The sequence below is a fragment of the Aquitalea palustris genome, from assembly GCF_003693445.1.
In the GTDB taxonomy this organism is placed as follows: domain Bacteria; phylum Pseudomonadota; class Gammaproteobacteria; order Burkholderiales; family Chromobacteriaceae; genus Aquitalea; species Aquitalea palustris.
Window position 1 is genome coordinate 1 of record NZ_RFAR01000111.1, and the last position, 16840, is coordinate 16840.

General features: G+C 59.7%; 17 protein-coding genes and 1 tRNA gene. 14 read left to right on the forward strand and 4 right to left on the reverse strand.

The annotated features are described in order from the left end of the window. The 6 genes from EAY64_RS18985 to EAY64_RS19010 all read left to right on the forward strand — a co-directional run. Positions 1-534: methyl-accepting chemotaxis protein (locus tag EAY64_RS18985; RefSeq protein WP_369407079.1), on the forward strand; the 534-nt coding region annotated here is incomplete at its 5' end. A 10-nt stretch (positions 535-544) separates the two neighbouring features. After that, entirely contained in the window at positions 545-1117 is a 573-nt protein-coding gene (locus EAY64_RS18990) for a chemotaxis protein CheW (protein ID WP_103526279.1), read from the forward strand. Continuing rightward, positions 1110-1625 (forward strand): chemotaxis protein CheW, encoded by a 516-nt coding sequence (locus EAY64_RS18995; RefSeq protein ID WP_226034198.1) that lies wholly within the window; start codon positions 1110-1112, stop codon positions 1623-1625. The genes EAY64_RS18990 and EAY64_RS18995 overlap by 8 nt, the downstream gene beginning before the upstream one ends. Positions 1626-1755: 130 nt before the next feature. Next, the gene (locus tag EAY64_RS19000; RefSeq protein ID WP_103526280.1) at positions 1756-2283 is read left to right on the forward strand and encodes a chemotaxis protein CheD; all 528 of its coding nucleotides are present in this window, start codon (positions 1756-1758) and stop codon (positions 2281-2283) included. Next, positions 2280-3341 carry a protein-glutamate methylesterase/protein-glutamine glutaminase gene (locus EAY64_RS19005; protein WP_103526281.1) on the forward strand — a complete coding sequence of 354 codons (1062 nt, stop codon included), beginning with the start codon at positions 2280-2282 and terminating at the stop codon, positions 3339-3341. The genes EAY64_RS19000 and EAY64_RS19005 overlap by 4 nt, the downstream gene beginning before the upstream one ends. 13 nt (positions 3342-3354) lie before the next feature. Continuing rightward, on the forward strand, positions 3355-4566 hold the full coding sequence (locus tag EAY64_RS19010; protein ID WP_103526282.1) for an EAL domain-containing response regulator: 1212 nt from the start codon (positions 3355-3357) through the stop codon (positions 4564-4566). Positions 4567-4582: 16 nt separating this feature from the next. On the opposite strand, the gene EAY64_RS19015 is transcribed toward EAY64_RS19010, so the two are convergent. Beyond that, positions 4583-5575 carry a serine/threonine protein kinase gene (locus tag EAY64_RS19015; protein ID WP_103526283.1) on the reverse strand — a complete coding sequence of 331 codons (993 nt, stop codon included), beginning with the start codon at positions 5573-5575 and terminating at the stop codon, positions 4583-4585. 100 nt (positions 5576-5675) lie between these two features. Here EAY64_RS19015 and EAY64_RS19020 point away from each other — a divergent pair, with 100 nt between their 5' ends. Further along, positions 5676-5903 carry a hypothetical protein gene (locus tag EAY64_RS19020; protein ID WP_103526284.1) on the forward strand — a complete coding sequence of 76 codons (228 nt, stop codon included), beginning with the start codon at positions 5676-5678 and terminating at the stop codon, positions 5901-5903. Positions 5904-5912: 9 nt separating this feature from the next. Beyond that, a complete protein-coding gene (gene selA, locus EAY64_RS19025) occupies positions 5913-7322 on the forward strand; it encodes an L-seryl-tRNA(Sec) selenium transferase (RefSeq protein ID WP_103526285.1) in 1410 nt (469 codons plus the stop codon). On the opposite strand, the gene EAY64_RS19030 is transcribed toward selA, so the two are convergent. Continuing rightward, complete coding sequence (locus EAY64_RS19030) at positions 7319-7663, reverse strand: GlpM family protein (RefSeq protein ID WP_226034197.1); 345 nt, start codon at positions 7661-7663, stop codon at positions 7319-7321. The genes selA and EAY64_RS19030 overlap by 4 nt on opposite strands. A 173-nt stretch (positions 7664-7836) precedes the next feature. On the opposite strand from EAY64_RS19030, the gene EAY64_RS19035 reads away from it, so the two are divergent. The 4 genes from EAY64_RS19035 (at position 7837) to EAY64_RS20855 (ending at position 13026) form a co-directional block, all read left to right on the forward strand. Beyond that, positions 7837-8775: a cation diffusion facilitator family transporter gene (locus tag EAY64_RS19035; protein ID WP_103526286.1), complete on the forward strand. Its 939-nt coding sequence runs from the start codon at positions 7837-7839 to the stop codon at positions 8773-8775. Continuing rightward, on the forward strand, positions 8772-10697 hold the full coding sequence (gene selB, locus EAY64_RS19040; protein WP_103526287.1) for a selenocysteine-specific translation elongation factor: 1926 nt from the start codon (positions 8772-8774) through the stop codon (positions 10695-10697). Before EAY64_RS19035 ends, selB begins: the two co-directional genes overlap by 4 nt. Positions 10698-10719: 22 nt before the next feature. Then, a tRNA-Sec gene (locus EAY64_RS19045) sits at positions 10720-10814 on the forward strand. Positions 10815-11409: 595 nt separating this feature from the next. Continuing rightward, positions 11410-13026, forward strand: coding sequence for a methyl-accepting chemotaxis protein (locus EAY64_RS20855; RefSeq protein WP_103526288.1), 1617 nt, complete (start codon positions 11410-11412; stop codon positions 13024-13026). 113 nt (positions 13027-13139) lie between these two features. Here the strand turns inward: EAY64_RS20855 and EAY64_RS19055 are convergent, their stop codons facing one another. Both EAY64_RS19055 and EAY64_RS19060 read right to left on the reverse strand, forming a co-directional pair. Beyond that, entirely contained in the window at positions 13140-13499 is a 360-nt protein-coding gene (locus EAY64_RS19055) for a hypothetical protein (protein ID WP_103526289.1), read from the reverse strand. Between the two features lie 392 nt (positions 13500-13891). After that, the gene (locus EAY64_RS19060) at positions 13892-14650 is read right to left on the reverse strand and encodes an SDR family NAD(P)-dependent oxidoreductase (RefSeq protein WP_103526290.1); all 759 of its coding nucleotides are present in this window, start codon (positions 14648-14650) and stop codon (positions 13892-13894) included. Positions 14651-14782: 132 nt separating this feature from the next. On the opposite strand from EAY64_RS19060, the gene EAY64_RS19065 reads away from it, so the two are divergent. Together EAY64_RS19065 and EAY64_RS20860 are read left to right on the forward strand one after the other, a co-directional pair. After that, a complete protein-coding gene (locus tag EAY64_RS19065) occupies positions 14783-15730 on the forward strand; it encodes a LysR family transcriptional regulator (RefSeq protein ID WP_103526291.1) in 948 nt (315 codons plus the stop codon). Positions 15731-15761: 31 nt separating this feature from the next. Then, a partial coding sequence (locus tag EAY64_RS20860; RefSeq protein WP_103526292.1) for a methyl-accepting chemotaxis protein occupies positions 15762-16840 on the forward strand: 1079 nt, incomplete at its 3' end.

The following is a 16840-nucleotide window of genomic DNA, read 5'->3' on the forward strand; positions in this document are numbered from 1 at the left end:
CAGACCAATCTGCTGGCACTGAATGCCGCCATCGAAGCCGCGCGTGCCGGCGAACACGGCAAGGGCTTTGCCGTGGTGGCGGCAGAAGTGCGCAAGCTGGCCGAACGCAGCCAGATCGCCGCCCAGGAAATCAGCCAGGTTGCCGCCGGCAGCGTCGGCCTGGCCGAGCAGGCCGGCAAGTTGCTGGGGGAAATGGTTCGCTCCAGTGGCCGTACTGCCGATCTGGTGCAGGAAATCGCCGCCGCCTCCAATGAGCAGGCCAGCGCGGTCAACCAGATCAGCAGTGCCGTCCAGCAACAGAATGCCACCACCCAGCAAACCGCCTCGGCCAGCGAGGAACTGGCCTCCACCGCCGAACAGATGAGCAGCCAGGCGGAAAATCTGCTGGAGCTGGTGAGCTTCTTCCGCTTGCACGACGGCACAGCCCCACTCCCCTCCAGCAGCAGAGGCGGTGCCGGAAAGTACGGCATGCCACAGCAGCTGCGCCGTGTCGCTGCCACTGCGACCGACGAGTCCGACTACATCCGTTACTAGGCCGCGAGTCATGGGCGCACAACAACACTGGCGCAAAGCGAAACAGGCTGCCGTGGCCCCACCGCCGCCGCCATCGCTGCTGCAATACCTGCGGCTGCGGGCCGGGCCACACCAGCTGGGCCTACCCATCGAAGTCGTGCGCGAACTGCTGGAGTACCAGCCGCTGACCACGCTGCCGAACATGCCGCCACCGTTGTGCGGCATGCTCAACCTGCGTGGCAGCGGCGTACCGGTCATTGAACTGGCGCAATGTCTGGGGCTGCCCGCCGCTGCACCACAGCGCCGCAGCTGCATCATCATCCTGCAACTGGCCGACAGCCAGCCGTCACGGGAAATCGGCATACTGGTCGACGAAGTGTATGCCGTGCTGGAACTGGCACGCAGCGAGATCGAGGATGCACCGCAACTGGGAGGCCTGCTACCCGAGCACTTCATTGCCGGCCTGCTGCGCGAAGCGCAGGGCTTTACCGTGCTGCTGGATGCCAAGCGCCTGCTGTCGCTGGACGAGCTGGCACGGCTCGCTCCCGCAGCGGTGCCATCAGCGCAGCCGGACTTACTGCTGCAGGAGGATGCCCATGACTAGGCAGAGCGAACCGGAGCAGTACCTCAGCTTCCAGCTGGGTACCGATGTCTTCGCCTGCAATATCCTGCAGGTGAAGGAAATCCTGGAATATCACCGACTGACCAGCGTGCCGCAAATGCCAGCTTTTGTGCACGGGGTAATGAATCTGCGCGGTACGGTAGTGCCGGTCATCGACCTGGCCCAGCGCTGCGGCCGGCCCGCCAGCACCATCTTGCGCCGCAGCTGCATCGTCATTCTGGAAGCCGGCCAGGAAGGGCAGCGGCAGTATGTCGGCATACTGGTGGATGCAGTACACGAAGTGATCAGCCTGACTGCCGACGACATCCTGTCCGCACCAGCCTTTGGCAACCATCTGCGGCCGGATTTCATTGCCGGTGTCACTCACCGGCAACATGGTTTCATCATGCTGCTGCAAATGGACAAAGTGCTGTCCATCGAGGAGATGGCCAGCCTATCCGCCCCGGCGGGGGTGCAGATAAAGGCGGAAAGCCTCTGCCTGATGGGCTAGATTGGATGAGGGCCTGTTCCTGCATGCATGCAGTAGCGCAGGCTCGACCACGCCGCAGAGGCAAGCTTATCGCCCCTGCCACCGGTTTCTGCATGGAGTCGCTGCGCTGCAGCCGCCAAGTGAAAGCATCATGACCAGCAGCCCGCGCAAGGAAGTGTTTCTGCACCCCGGCGAATGGATCTTCTCCGACCGGGAGCATGTCATCAGCACGCTGCTGGGCTCCTGCGTGTCCATTGTGCTGTGGCACCCGCAACTGCAAGTGGGCGGCATGTGCCACTACCTGCTGGCACACCGCAGCGAGCGGGGCAGCCGCGAGTTGTCCGGCCGTTATGGCGACGAGGCCATGTTGCTGTTACTGCGCGAAGTACTGGCCACCGGACGGCCTCTGCAGGAATTCCGGGTCAAGCTGATTGGCGGCGCAGCCATCTTGGCCACGCTGGAAGGAGAACACGGCAGCAACGATGTTGCCGCACGCAATGCCGACATGGCCCGTTTGCTGGCACGGCAACTGGGGCTGGCGGTGCAGGCAGAGGATCTGGGCGGGGCTTGTCCCAGAATGGTGGTGTTTGATGTGCAATCCGGTGATGTCTGGGTGCGCCTGTCGCAGGATCACGATACGGGCGCCACGCTGGCCGGCAAAAAAAGGAAAAAAGCATGAGCATCAAGGTCATGATTGTCGACGACTCCGCCGTGGTACGGCAGGTATTGAGCGAAGTCTTCAACGCCAGCAGCGGCATCGAGGTGATGGATGTGGCCACCGACCCCATCGTCGCCATGGAAAAAATGAAGCAGCACTGGCCGGATGTCATCGTGCTGGATGTGGAAATGCCACGCATGGATGGCATCACCTTTCTCAAGCAGATCATGGCCAGCCGCCCCACCCCGGTGGTGATCTGCTCCTCGCTCACCCAGAAGGGGGCCGACATCAGCATGCAGGCCATGGCTGCCGGTGCGGTGGAGGTGATTGCCAAACCGCATGCCGGGGTGAAGCAGTTTTTGCAGGACAGCAACAATCTGCTGATCCAGGCGGTCAAGGGCGCGGCAGCGGCCCGCATGAGCCGCATGCGCACCCTGCCGCCCACACCACTGGAAAGCCGCCCCAAATTGTCGGCCGATGCCATCCTGGCTGCACCCACCGGGCAACAGATGTTCCAGACCACCGAACGCATTGTCGCCATCGGCACTTCCACCGGCGGCACCCAGGCGCTGGAGGCCATTCTCACCAAGCTGCCACGCACCTGTCCGGGGCTGGCCATCGTGCAGCACATGCCGGAAAAATTCACCGCTTCCTTTGCCGAACGGCTGGACCGGCTGTCGGAAATCGAAGTCAAGGAAGCAGCCACGGGCGACCGCATCCTGCCAGGCCGGGCACTGATTGCCCCCGGCGGCAAGCACATGATGATCAAGCGCAGTGGTGCTTACTACCAAGTGGAAGTGGTGGACGGGCCACTGGTCAGCCGCCACAAGCCCTCGGTCGATGTGCTGTTTCGCTCGGCCGCCAAATTCGCCGGCAAGAACGCACTGGGCATCATCATGACCGGCATGGGCGACGACGGTGCCAAAGGGCTGAAGGAAATGCATGATGTTGGCGCCCGCACCATCGCCCAGGACGAAGACAGCTGCGTGGTGTTCGGCATGCCCAAGGAGGCCATCAAGCTGGGGGCCGCCGATGAGGTCATCGCGCTGGATGCCATGGCCAAGGCCATTTGCCGCTAAGGGAGAGCCGTTCATGCAGTTGACCACCCTGCAGGATGTGCTGATCGTCGACGACAGCCACCTGCACCGACAGCTGGCCAGCGAACTATGCAGCCAGCTGGGATTTACCCGCATTCGCCACGCGGTCAACGGCGAGGAAGGCATGGCGCTGGTGCGCCAGCAAGTGCCGGACCTGATGCTGCTCGACCTGGAGATGCCACGCATGGACGGCGTGCAGGTCATGCAACAGCTGGCGCTGGAGAAACTGACGCCCTACATCATCCTGACCTCGGGCAAGGATTACATCCTGATTTCCACGCTGGAGCTGATGGGCAGCGGACTGGGGCTGCCGGTGCTGGGGGGCTTGAAAAAACCGCTGCAAGCCGGAGAGCTACAGGACCTGCTGGCACGGCTTAGCCTGCAGTCGGCCAAGAGCAAGGAAAGCTGCGCGCTGTGCGATGCGGCCGAAGTCCGCCAGGCACTGGAACAGCAGCAGATCATTCCCTATTACCAGCCCAAGATCGACCTGGGCAGTGGCCAGCTCAAGGGCACGGAAATGCTGGCGCGCTGGCTGCACCCCAGTCGCGGGCTGATCATGCCGGGCAGCTTCATCCCGGTCATCGAGCAATATGGCTGGGCCACCGAGCTGACGCTCACCATGCTGGAGCAAGGCCTGCAGCAATGGCAGGAATGGACCCGCCAGGGCCTGCGCCTGCCATTGTCCATCAATCTGTCCGCCCGTTCGCTGCAGGGCGGCACCCTGGTCGACGAAATGGCAAGCCGCGTGCAACGTGCCAGGGTTCCCGCCCGCTACATTACCTTTGAAATCACCGAAACCGCCATCGCCGACAATCTGCCGGAAGCCATCGGCATGGCCGCGCGCTTGCGACTGGCCGGCTTCGGCCTGTCCATCGACGATTTCGGCACTGGCTTTGCCACCTTGCAACAGCTCACGCACTTTCCCTTCACCGAGCTGAAAATCGACCGCTCGCTGGTGACCGCCATTGGCAGCAAGCCGCATTTGCAAGCCATCGCCAACAGCATCATCGAGCTGGGGCAGCGCATGCAGCTGACCACGGTCGCCGAGGGCATAGAAACCCGGCAAGACATGGAGCTGATGCAGGCACGCGGCTGCAATCTGGGGCAGGGTTATTACATTGCCCGGCCCATGGAAGCCGCACTCATGCAGAGTTGGGCCAAGCAGCGCCAGCACATGGCCGGCGAGATGCCGCCGGCCATCAGTTAGGCGGCGGCAAGCCGGATCAGGGCAAACGCCACAAGGGTGGTTCGTCCATCAGGGCGATCTGCTCGCGCAGCGACAGGATCTGCTCTTCCCAGAAGCGCGGCTGGGCAAACCAGGGAAAGGCAGCCGGGAAAGCCGGATCATGCCAGCGCCGCGCCAGCCAGGCCGAATAATGCAGCAGGCGCAAGGTACGCAAGCCCTCCAGCAAATACAGCTCGCGCACATTGAAATCGCAGAAATCCTCGTATCCCGCCAATACATCCGCCAGCTGCGCTGACTGCTCCTCGCGCGAGCCGGACAGCAACATCCACAAATCCTGCAAGGCCGGCCCCATGCGGCTGTCGTCGAAGTCGACAAAATGCGGACCATCGTCGGTCCACAGCATGTTACCGTTATGGCAATCGCCATGCAGGCGCAACTGGCGCACCGTGCCGGCACGGTCAAAGCAGCGCCGCACGCCATCCAGCGCCTGGGCCGCCACACCGCGATACACTTCGCGCAGATCAGGCGGCAACAAATTGTTGGCCAGCAGATAGTTCACCGGCTCCACCCCGAAACTGTCGATATCCAGCTGCGGCCGCTGGGCATAATCCTCTATCTGCCCCAGTGCGTGAATCCGCCCCAGGAAACGGCCAATCCACTCCAGCGTGTGGCTGTCACCCAGCTCCGGCACCCGTCCGCCACGGCGGGCGAACAGGGCAAAACGGAAACCACCATGCTGATGCAGGCTGGCACCGTCAAACAGCAGTGGCGGCACCACCGGAATCTCGCGCTCGGCCAGCTGCTGGCTGAACGCATGCTCCTCCAGGATCTGCGCATCGCTCCAGCGCTGCGGGCGGTAAAACTTGGCCACCAGCGGCGGGCCTTCTTCCATGCCCACCTGATAGACGCGGTTTTCATAGCTGTTGAGTGCCAGCAGGCTGCCAGAGGCCCGCAGGCCCAGGCTTTCCACCGCATCCAGCAGCGCATCCGGCGTCAGGCCGGCAAAGGGGGGGGTGGCATCATGTGTCATCGCGCCATTATACGTGCAGTTGCACAGCCGCTACCCATTGCTGCGTCGGCTCGGCTAGTATGCAAGGAGGGAGTCCTCCCCCACTTGCAGGAGCCACACCATGCATACCCGTGATCCACAGCAGGACCACAGACTGTTATCGCTCCCCGCTGATATCGCCGAAGCCACCTGGAGCGGCTGGCAATGCATCGCCCATACCCTGCACCGCCAACGCTGCGAACCGGCAAGGGATCAGCAAAGCCAGTGGCGGCACATCCTAGGCTGGCTGGCCGGCAATCTGCTACTGGTGGCCCTGCTGTATCTGCTATACCGATTTTCCCGATTCTGAGAAGGCCCCATGGAGCTGAAAAACCTGTACGCCCGCCTGCCCTCGGTAGACCGGCTGCTCAATCACCGCCTGCTGGAAAAGGTCATCGACCGCCATGGCAGCGCCGCACTGGCCGAGGCCGTGCGCCAGACCCTGGATGAAGCACGCCAGCACATCCGTGCCAATAACAGCCTGCCCGACTGGGCCGCAGACGAACAACAACTGGCACAGGCCGCCAGCCAGCGCGTGGCCAGCCGCCAGCAGATGCAGATGCGGCCGGTGTTCAATCTCAGTGGCACCGTGCTGCATACCAATCTGGGCCGCGCGCCAATGGCCGAGGCCGCCGTGGAGGCGGTCAGCCACGCCATGCGCGAGTCGGTGACACTGGAATACGATCTGGACGGGGCTGGCCGTGGTCATCGGGATACCGCCATCAGCGGATTGCTGCAGGAGCTGACCGGCGCCGAAGCCGCCTGCGTGGTCAACAACAATGCCGCTGCCGTGCTGATCCTGCTCTCCACCGTGGCAGCCGGACGTGAAGTCGTGGTATCGCGTGGCGAGCTGGTGGAAATCGGCGGCGCCTTCCGCATGCCGGATGTGATGCGCCAGGCCGGCTGCCGGCTGGTGGAGGTGGGCGCCACCAATCGCACCCATCTGCGCGATTACAGCCAGGCCATCAATGCGGAAACCGGGCTGCTGATGAAGGTACACACCAGCAACTACCATATCGAAGGTTTCACCCACAGTGTCAGCGAAGCCGAACTGGCCGAACTGGCCCGCCACCACGGCTTGCCGGCGGCCACCGATCTGGGCTCGGGCGCGCTGATCGACCTGTCCGCCTACGGGCTGCCGGCCGAACCCATGCCGCAGCAGATGATTGCGCAGGGGGTGGATCTGGTGAGCTTTTCCGGCGACAAGCTGCTGGGCGGACCGCAAGCCGGGCTGATCATCGGCAAGAAAAGCTGGATAGACAAAATCCAGAAACACCCGCTCAAGCGCGCCCTGCGCTGCGACAAGATGACCTTGGCTGCACTGGAAGCCACGCTGCGGCTCTACCTGCAGCCAGACAAGCTGACACAACAGTTGCCCACCCTGCGCCGGCTGACCCGCCCGCAAGCCGACATGCAAGAACAGGCCACGCGCCTGCTGGACAGCCTGAGCAGCTTTGCCGGAGCCGAGTTCGACACCGCCAGTGCCGCCTGCCTGTCGCAGATTGGTAGCGGCTCGCTACCGGTAGACCGCCTGCCCAGCTGGGCCATCACCTTCAGTGCCCTTGATGGCCGCGGCAGCACGCTGGAAGCACTGGCCAGCCGCCTGCGCAGCCTGCCCGCGCCGGTGATAGGCCGGCTATTCGATGGCAAGCTGTGGCTGGACCTGCGCTGCCTGGAAGATGAAGCGGCGTTTCTCGCCAACCTGCAGCCGGCAGACTCAGCCAGCTAGCCGTGCCAGCGGCTCCAGCCCTGGATCAGCACAAAGGCTGCCACCGCCCAGCTCAGCGTGGCGGCGGCCAGTGCCCAGGGCAGACGCAGGCGGTCGACCAGGCAATACAGGCTGAACAGATAGACAAAATACGGTAGCAAGGACCACATGCCGAACAGCACGGTGGTTTTCAGCGCAAGCGCACCGCGCTCGCTACCGACAATGTAGTGGGCAATCAGCGCAAAAGTGGGAAACAGTGGCACCAGGCCGGCAATATAATAATTGCGCGAGCGCGACAGCAGGCTGATCAGCACCACCGCCAGCGCACCGAGCAGAGACTTGAGCAATAGAGCCAAGATCATTCCGTAACAGTATGGATAACAGTGGCTATTCTGACATGATCAGCCACTAACCCCGGCGAAATGCAGATCATTCTTATTATTGTTTTTATTTACCGAAAAATAAAAACCAATTAATAAAAACTTAAGCCAGCTATGGCATACTGCATTCCCCACCCGCTTTGAACTGTATTGTCATGACCATTCACACCAGCCACACACCGCATGAACCAGGTGATATGGCCGCACGCGACCGGGCGGCCCACCGCAGCACCATGGTCAGCGTCTGGGTCAATATCGTACTGGCGACCGCCCAGGTACTGATTGGCGTATTCGCCAAATCCCAGGCGCTGGTGGCCGATGGTATTCATTCGCTGTCCGACCTGCTATCCGACTTTGTGGTGCTTTTGGCCGGCCATCACAGCCGCAAGGCACCGGATGCCGACCACCAGTACGGCCACCAGCGCTATGAAAACGCTGCTTCGCTGGTGCTGGGCATGTTGCTGCTGGCGGTGGGCATCGGTATGTTGTGGTCGGCCGCCGTGAAGTTTCACGACCCTTCGGCCATTCCCACCGTGCACAGCATTGCGCTGTGGGTAGCCATCACGGCACTGGTCAGCAAGGAGCTGCTGTTCCGTTTCATGCTGGCCGTGGCCCAGCGTGTCCGCTCCAGCATGCTGGTGGCCAATGCCTGGCATGCCCGCTCCGACGCGGCCTCCTCGCTGGTGGTGGCCATTGGCATTGTCGGCAACCTGATGGGCTATCCCATTCTCGACCCCATCGCCGCGCTGATTGTCGGCTTCATCGTCGGCAAGATGGGCTGGAGCTTCGCCTGGAATTCGCTGCACGACCTGATGGACCGTGCCGCCGATGCCGAAGAAACCGCTGCCATCCGCCAGACCCTGCTGGTCACCCCAGGCGTGCTGGCACTGCATGATTTGCGCACCCGTAAAATGGGTGACCTGATCGTGGTGGATGTACACCTGGAAGTGGATGGCCACATGAATGTGTTCGATGCCCACGACATCGCCGAACGCGCCCGCGACATGGTGATGCAGCAACACCCGGTACTCAATGTCATGACCCATATCGACCCGGTGGGGCTGGAGCATCCGGCCGACCGCTCCATCGCATGATTTTTGCCACTGCCGGCCACATCGACCATGGCAAAACCGCGCTGCTGCAGGCGCTGACCGGCCACAATGCCGACCGCCTGCCCGAGGAAAAAAAGCGCGGCATGACCATAGACCTGGGCTACGTCTACCTGCCGCTGGCAGATGGCCGGGTGCTGGGCTTTGTCGATGTGCCCGGCCACGAGAAATTTCTGGCCAATATGCTGTGTGGCCTGTCCGGCATTCCGCACGCCCTGCTGGTGGTGGCAGCCGACGACGGCATCATGCCGCAGACCCGCGAGCATCTGGCCATTCTGCAACTGTGCAGCATCCCGCAGCTGAGCATTGTCATCAGCAAATGCGATCTGGTCGACCAGGCGCATCAGCAACAAGTTGTCGCCGACATCCGCCAATTACTGCAAGACAGCCGCTGGGCCGACGCCCCGCTGTTTGTCGTCTCCAGCCACAGCGGTGAGGGCATCGCCGACCTGCGCCAGCATCTGCTGCAGCAAGGCAGCCTGCCGGAGGCTGCCGCCGACTTGCGTTTCCGCCTGGCCATCGACCGTGCCTTCACCCTCAGCGGTGCCGGCCTGGTGGTCACCGGTACTGCACTGGGCGGCCGCGTGGCAGTCGGCGACAAACTTTGGCTGACTGGCCGCAACGTGGCGGTGCGGGTACGCAGCCTGCATGTGCAAAATGCCAGCGCCAACCAAGGCCAGGCCGGCCAGCGCATTGCGCTCAATCTGGTTGGCGATGTGGAAAAGCAGCAGGTGCAGCGTGGCGACTGGCTGCTGGCCAGCGCGCCGCCGCCGCCCAGCCAGCGCATCACCATCGCCCTGCACGCCATTGCACCGCTCAAGCACTGGCAGGCCGTGCATATCCACCATGCCGCCCGCCACACCACCGGCCGCCTGGCCCTGCTCAGCCGCAGTCAGCTGGAAGCAGGCGCCCAGACCCTGGCCGAGCTCACGCTGGATCAGCCACTGTGGCTGGCCGATGATGACCGGCTCATCCTGCGCGATGCCAGCGCCCGCGACACCATCGCCGGCGCACAAGTACTGGAACTGCAGCCACCAACGCGCGGCAAACGCCTGCCCGAACGGCTGGAACAGCTGCGCCACTTGCAAGACCCCAAGCTGAGCCTGCCAGCCAAGCTAGCGCTACTCAGCAGCCAGCAGGCCGTCATGCTGGACGACTTTGCCTGGGCCAACCAGCAGTCCGCCGCCAGCGTACAAAGCTTGCTGCACCACAGCGCCGGCCAGCAGGTAGCAGGCCGCCTCTACGCGGCCGAACGCTGGGCCGGCTTGCAGCAGAAACTGCTGGATGGGCTGGCCAGACTGCATCAGCAACACCCAGACCAACTCGGTGCCAGCCGTGGCCGCCTGCGCCGGCTGGCCTTGCCTGGCGAACCGGAAGCCACCGTTAACCTGCTGCTGGAGCAGCTGCTGCAACAAGGCAGCCTGCGCCAGACCCGTGGCTGGCTGCACCTGCCGCAGCATGTGCTGGGATTCACTGCTCAGGAAGAAGCGCACTGGCAACAACTGGCCCCCTGCTTTGCCAACAGCAGAGAAGCACACTGGGTCCGCGATCTGGCTGCGATTAGCGAACTCGACGAAGAACAGCTCAGACAGCTGTTACGCAAGGCCGCCCGCCTGGGTCACGTGCTGGCCGTGGTGCAAGACCGCTACTTTGCCGCCGATGCCGTACAGCAAATGGCCGACATCGTCCGCCAGCTGTGCCAGCAACATGGCCATGCCGATGCCGCCAGCTTTCGCAACCAGCTGGGCTGTGGCCGCAAGCTGGCGATACAGATCCTGGAATTCTTTGATCGCAGCGGCTTCACCCGCCGCCTGGCCGACCGTCACCTGCTGCGCGAAAACCTGCTGTTCACCAAGCTCAGCACAAGCAGTCCCCAGGCCACGGACGAAACTTCACCCGGCAGCTGAAACCGGTATAATCGGCCGACACGGAAGAGAGGCATCCCCGGTGGGGTGGCTGGTCTTCAAAACCAGAGGGGGCCGCCAGCGGTCCCGGGTGGGTTCGACTCCCATTCTCTTCCGCCATTCGCCAGCCGCACAACACCACATCAAACCAGCGACAAGCAAGTAGCAGCGGTGTTCAAGCCCAACCACCAAGACCAGCAGTCGCTGATAAACAGCGAGGTCTTGCGTCGGCATTCGCACATTTTTCGCATCTGCAGCGAAAGATCATTCACACAGCAAGGACCCGCCTCCACAGTGCGATAGCACTGTCTCCACGCGCCAAGAGTACGCGCCAGAGCCTGCCCGTGCTGCTATCGCTTCGCGTTGTTGCCCCCTGGCAATTCAGCTTTTGCTGCAACTCCATTCATCGATACCCGCACCCGCTTGTGCTGTGGCAGATCAGGGCCTGGTCATGAATTCAAGGCCGAAGTTAAGCGCGCACTTGCGCACAGGCTGCGTCTTACCGTTTGGGACATGCGCTAGCCTTCTCGGCCATAGGCTTATGTCATTCAAAGCAATACCGTAATCGAGACTGATATGCCATGGAAATGACCGATGGATAATATTGAATATGCTGTTAAATACTTCTACACTTTATTTGCTTCAAGGCACTACCGGGGAAGCGAGAATCATTACCAATAAGAAGTATTAAAATAACAAAGACGGAGCATTCAAAATGACAGTAGCCCAGAGAATACTTCTACAGATCAGCTTGGCCCTTGTTGCTATCCTGGTGATTAGTGGATTTAGCATTTACACGCAAAGCACACTCGCGGACACCGCAAGAAATTTTTCGGACAGCGACTACCCAAGCATTATCACACTAGCCAAGTTTCAAAAATCGGCATTGAGCTTAAGACTTTCCGTTACTCAATATCTGATATCAGAAAACCAAAATGAAAAAGATGCAACAAGAGCATTAATGGAAAAAAGGTATAAAATAGCGCAAGAATCCATTGCCAGCTATGAAAAACTGATCAATGACAACGAAGACCGTAGCGACTTCAATGAAGACAAGGCAAAGCTTTCCAGCTATTACGAATCTGCCAAGCCATTATTTGCAGCTTTTGACCAAGGCAATCTAGCATTAGCCAAAAAAATACGAGTAGAACAAGTCATTCCCAAAGCGGATGACCTACTGGCCAGTATTGAAAAGCATATTGAATACAACAAAAAATACGTAGAACAAGAAGTCATCAAATCTGACGAACAAGCAGCTACTGCAAAAACAGTCACCATCACAATACTGGTACTGACTGCAGCCATACTCCTTCTTAGCGGGTATAGAACATTCAATTCTGTTACCAAACCACTCAACGAGCTCAAGAATGCAATGTCTGAAATTCAGGCCAACCTGGACTTCACCAAACAAGTCACGGTACATCATGCGCATGATGAAGTTGGCACAACAGCAACAGCATTCAACAAACTGATTGAAGGTATCAATAGCAGCCTGCGTCACATTGCAACGACATGCAAAGAAGTGACCGACTACACCAGCAAGCTAACCCTGGCTGCCAACCATGTTTCCCAAGCAGCCAGCCATCAGAACGAAGCCTCGGCAAGCATTGCAGCAACAATGGAAGAGCTGACTGTCAGTATCAATCACGTTGGCACACGGGCAGGCACAACCAGCGAAAAGACGATTGAAGCCAATGCACTGGCGGGCTCCGGCAAAGTGGTGATTGACAAGACGGTACAAGATATTCGCTCGATTCATACCACCGTGAATCAGGCGACACAGCGCATCAATCAACTAGAACAGGAAAATGGCAAAGTGGCTGCCGCAGTTGGCAGCATCAAGGATATTGCAGAACAAACCAACTTGCTGGCATTGAATGCTGCCATCGAGGCTGCGCGTGCGGGTGAACAAGGGCGAGGTTTTGCGGTAGTGGCAGATGAAGTCAGGAAACTGGCGGAACGTACTACCACACTGACCAGTGAAATAGACACCATCATCCGCAGTATTACTGAAAGCTCAAGACATAGTGCTGTTGCCATGGCGGACACACAGAAACTGGTGGATGCTGGCGTTCATGGCGCAGATGATGCACTGCAGTCAATTGAGCAAATTGGCCATGCCTCATCAAATGCCAAAGAATTGGTCACTGAAATTACCGAAGCCATTCGTGAGCAAGCCACCGCCAGCACCACCATTGCCGTTCAGGTGGAGCAAATTGCACAAATGGCAGAACAATCTAGCGATGCCGCGAAAGAAACTGCATCAACTGCAGAAAAACTGGATCAGGCGGTTGCCTCCATGACTCAAGCGGTACAACGCTACCGGCTATAAGCGAGTTTAGTCATTTTAAAAAGCCCGCAAACTGCGGGCTTTTCCAATGAAGGCAATCAAACCGCCAGCAATTATCCGTAGACATGACGCTAGTGCATTTGTCCAAGGACGATTCAAACCAGATTGCCTTTCAGCATCTGACGGTAGTATTCAAGATACACATTATACAGGTAATGCAGGACATTAGCCCCACGGCGGCCAGACTTTGCCATACAGGCTTGCTTGGCGGCGGTCAGTTCCCGTATTTCGTAAGGCATCAGCACGATTTCATCCCGTGACTGATAAACCGAATAAACCGACTTCAGGTTATCGATCACGTGCTGAATCAATCTGGCTTCAGGGGCGTGAACATTGACATACAGTACGTGAAATGCTTTGAGCAGAGCAATCATCTGGATGATTTTTTCTTCGTCCGCTTTGCCGGAACAAAGATCCGCACAGCAATTAGTCAAATTTTGTTTGATATTTATCATGATGCGACACTGACCTTGACTGACTATTGCCGAATAACAAGCTGCACGCGCCGGCCGGCATGGAGCCGGCTGGTAACTTCAAACTCATTCAAAATGTCAAAAAATTAATCGATTGAGACAATGGAGGCCATACGACCAAAGTACTTTCCTTCAAATAAAACAATTCTGCCGAGCAGCAGAAGCGCGTGACCTACCCTGCAGACAGCAGCGACATATCGACAAGCACATTAGCTTGCTCAATACTCACAGTCCAAGCATATCACTTCAAACTTCCTTGCCAAGTGTGCGCGGCAAATGAAAAGAGCTGCAAAATGCAGCTCTTTATTCATATTGAATATTTCATGTTAAATTTCATGTCTTCGTACTTGTGCTATTTAACACAGGCATCCCCTTTACAGAAACATTCCACCAGAAGCCTCAATACGCTGCGCATTGATCCAGCCGGCCTCATCCGACAACAGCAAGGCCACTACCGCCCCAATATCATCCGGCAGACCGACCCGCCCCAGCGCTGTCTGGCTGGCGATGAACTGATTGAGCTGCGCATTATCACGGACCGCGCCGCCACCAAAGTCGGTTTCTATGGCACCGGGGGCCAGCACATTCACAGCGATGCCGCGTGGGCCCAATTCCTTGGCCAGATAGTGGCTGAGTACCTCGACCGCTCCCTTCATGGCGGCATAGGCCGCATAGCCCGGCAGGGCAAACCGCGTCAGGCCTGAGGAAACATTCAGGATACGGCCACCATCGGCCAATAACGGCAGCAGGGCCTGGGTGAGGAAGAACACCCCCTTGAACTGGATATTGAGCAACTGATCGAACTGGGCTTCTGTGGTCTCGGCAAAACCGGCATGGATGCCGATGCCGGCATTATTGAGCAGGTAATCAAACTGCTGGCGCTGCCAGCGCTGCTGCAACAGCTGGCGCAATTGTTCGGAAAAGGCCGGGAAACTGCTGCTGAGTGCCACATCCAGCTGTATGGCGGCAGCCTGGCCACCAGCGGCGTCAATTTCTGCCACCACGGCCTCGGCAGCAGCCTGATTTGCTTGATAGGTCAGTACCACAGCCACACCACGGGCGGCCAGCTTGAGGGCGGCATTGCGGCCCAGACCGCGGCTGCCACCAGTGACCAGGGCAATTTTCTGTTGCATGTGAAGCTCCTGAGAAAAGGGCAGAAGCAGGCTGCATCTGCAGGATTGCAGTGTATTGTTTTGTTTTACGGCGATAAACATGCCGTATGCGATCATACTGTTCGTGATATCAAGACAATGGAGCCGCCTGCCATGGATCAGCTACAAGCCATGCGCATTTACCTGCGCGTCGCCGAGATGGGCAGTTTTACCCGGGCCGCAACGCAGCTGTCCTTGCCCAAGGCCAGCGTATCCACGGCCATCCAGCAACTGGAAAACAGTCTGGGGGCACGCTTGCTGCAGCGGACCACGCGACAGGTCCGCATGACACCGGATGGGCAAACGTATTACCAGCGCTGCAAGGACTTGCTGGATGAAGTCGAGGAACTGCAGGCACTGTTTACCAGCACGCCGGCCCGCTTGTCCGGCCGCTTGCGCGTGGATTTACCCATTGCCATTGCCCGCCACACCGTACTGCCCCACTTGCCGGACTTTCTGCAACAGCATCCGCAGCTGGAAATCGAGCTGAGTAGCACCGACCGGCTGGTCGATCTGCTCAGCGAAGGTTTCGACTGCGTTCTGCGCGTGGGCCAGTTGCGCGACTCCAACCTGATTGCCCGCCATCTGGGCTGGCAGCGCCAGATCAATTGCGCCAGCCCGGGCTATCTGGCAGCTCATGGCACGCCGCATGGCCTGGATGATCTGGCCGGCCATCGGCTGATCCATTACCAAAGCGTGCTGGGTGGACGGCGCAGCGGTTTCGAATATCAGGACAGCAGCGGTAGCCCGCGCCAGTACAGCATGCCGGGCGCACTGACGGTGAATAATTCCGATGCCTACCATGCGGCCTGCCTGGCGGGCATGGGGATCATCCAGGCGCCGCAAGCAGGGGTTGCAGCTCAGCTGGCCGCAGGGCAGCTGGTGGAAATCCTGCCAGACTGGCAGGCAGCGCCGCTGCCGGTCTCCCTGCTCTATGCCAATCGCCGCCAGCTGCCACAACGCTGCCGGGTATTCATGCAATGGCTGAGCGAGCTGTTGCAGCCCAGTCTGCATGACCGCAGCGGCAATGCCGCTGTCAGAGTGGACGCCGATCCGCTATAACCATTAAAAGCAGGAAGATAACGGGGAAAACATGTTTGATCGCAAACTGAAACAGGAAGTAGCCGAGCTCAAGCAGCAACTCCATGCCGAACAGCAACTGGGCAAGGCACTAGACCGCTCCATGGCGGTGATCCGCTTCAATCCGGATGGCAGCATCATCGAGGTCAATCAGAACTTTCTTAATACCATGGGTTATCAAAGCCAGGCCGAGCTGCTGGGCAAAAAGCACAGCCTGTTCTGCGACAGCAGCTATGCCGCCGGCAGCGACTATCAGCGCTTCTGGGACATGCTGCGCCGGGGCGAGTTTTATCAGGGCCGGGTCCGGCGCCGCAGTGCCGATGGCCGCAGCATCTGGCTGGAAGCCACGTATAACCCCTTGCTGGATGAGCAAGGTCGCGTGGTCAGCATCATCAAGTTTGCCACCGACATCACCGCCAAGGTCAACGAGGCCGCCCGCAACAACGCCATCCTGCAAGCCATCAACCGCGCCATGGCGGTGATCGAATTCACCCCGGACGGACAGATCATCAGTGCCAACGACAATTTCCTGCGGGCCACCGGCCACAGCCGCGACAGCCTGATCGGCAAGCCGCACCGCCTGCTATGCCCGGCGGAATTCGCCGCCAGTCAGGAGTACGAAGCACTGTGGCAACGCCTGCGCAGCGGTCAGCATTACAGTGGCCGCATCCAGCGGCTGACCCGTGATGGCCGCACCGTATGGCTGGAGGCCAACTACAATCCGGTGCTGGATGAAAACGGCCAGGTACTCAGCGTCATCAAGTTTGCCACCGACATCAGCCAGCAGGTCGAACAACAGGTCATGGAGCGGGATTCCGCGCTGCTGGCCTATAGCTCCTCGCAAGAGACCCAGACACTGGCCAATGCCGGGGTATTCGACATCGAGCAAAGCATCGAAGGCATCATGACCATGGCCACCGATATCGAACGCGGCAGCCAGCAAGTGCAACAGCTGGGTGAGCGCTCGCAGCAGATTGGCTCCATCGTGCAAACCATCAAGGAGATTGCCGACCAGACCAACCTGCTGGCACTCAATGCCGCCATCGAGGCGGCGCGTGCCGGCGAAATGGGCCGTGGCTTTGCCGTGGTGGC

Bases quoted from the DNA above. Each gene is read 5' to 3' on its own strand.
- EAY64_RS19060 (WP_103526290.1), bottom strand. From the start codon at position 14,650: ATGCAACAGAAAATTGCCCTGGTCACTGGTGGCAGCCGCGGTCTGGGC.
- EAY64_RS19005 (WP_103526281.1), top strand. From the start codon at position 2,280: ATGAGCATCAAGGTCATGATTGTCGACGACTCCGCCGTGGTACGGCAG.
- selA (WP_103526285.1), top strand. From the start codon at position 5,913: ATGGAGCTGAAAAACCTGTACGCCCGCCTGCCCTCGGTAGACCGGCTG.
- EAY64_RS19035 (WP_103526286.1), top strand. From the start codon at position 7,837: ATGACCATTCACACCAGCCACACACCGCATGAACCAGGTGATATGGCC.
- EAY64_RS19055 (WP_103526289.1), bottom strand. From the start codon at position 13,499: ATGATAAATATCAAACAAAATTTGACTAATTGCTGTGCGGATCTTTGT.
- EAY64_RS19010 (WP_103526282.1), top strand. From the start codon at position 3,355: ATGCAGTTGACCACCCTGCAGGATGTGCTGATCGTCGACGACAGCCAC.
- EAY64_RS19020 (WP_103526284.1), top strand. From the start codon at position 5,676: ATGCATACCCGTGATCCACAGCAGGACCACAGACTGTTATCGCTCCCC.
- selB (WP_103526287.1), top strand. From the start codon at position 8,772: ATGATTTTTGCCACTGCCGGCCACATCGACCATGGCAAAACCGCGCTG.
- EAY64_RS18995 (WP_226034198.1), top strand. From the start codon at position 1,110: ATGACTAGGCAGAGCGAACCGGAGCAGTACCTCAGCTTCCAGCTGGGT.
- EAY64_RS19065 (WP_103526291.1), top strand. From the start codon at position 14,783: ATGGATCAGCTACAAGCCATGCGCATTTACCTGCGCGTCGCCGAGATG.
- EAY64_RS20855 (WP_103526288.1), top strand. From the start codon at position 11,410: ATGACAGTAGCCCAGAGAATACTTCTACAGATCAGCTTGGCCCTTGTT.
- EAY64_RS19015 (WP_103526283.1), bottom strand. From the start codon at position 5,575: ATGACACATGATGCCACCCCCCCCTTTGCCGGCCTGACGCCGGATGCG.
- EAY64_RS19030 (WP_226034197.1), bottom strand. From the start codon at position 7,663: ATGATCTTGGCTCTATTGCTCAAGTCTCTGCTCGGTGCGCTGGCGGTG.
- EAY64_RS19000 (WP_103526280.1), top strand. From the start codon at position 1,756: ATGACCAGCAGCCCGCGCAAGGAAGTGTTTCTGCACCCCGGCGAATGG.
- EAY64_RS18990 (WP_103526279.1), top strand. From the start codon at position 545: ATGGGCGCACAACAACACTGGCGCAAAGCGAAACAGGCTGCCGTGGCC.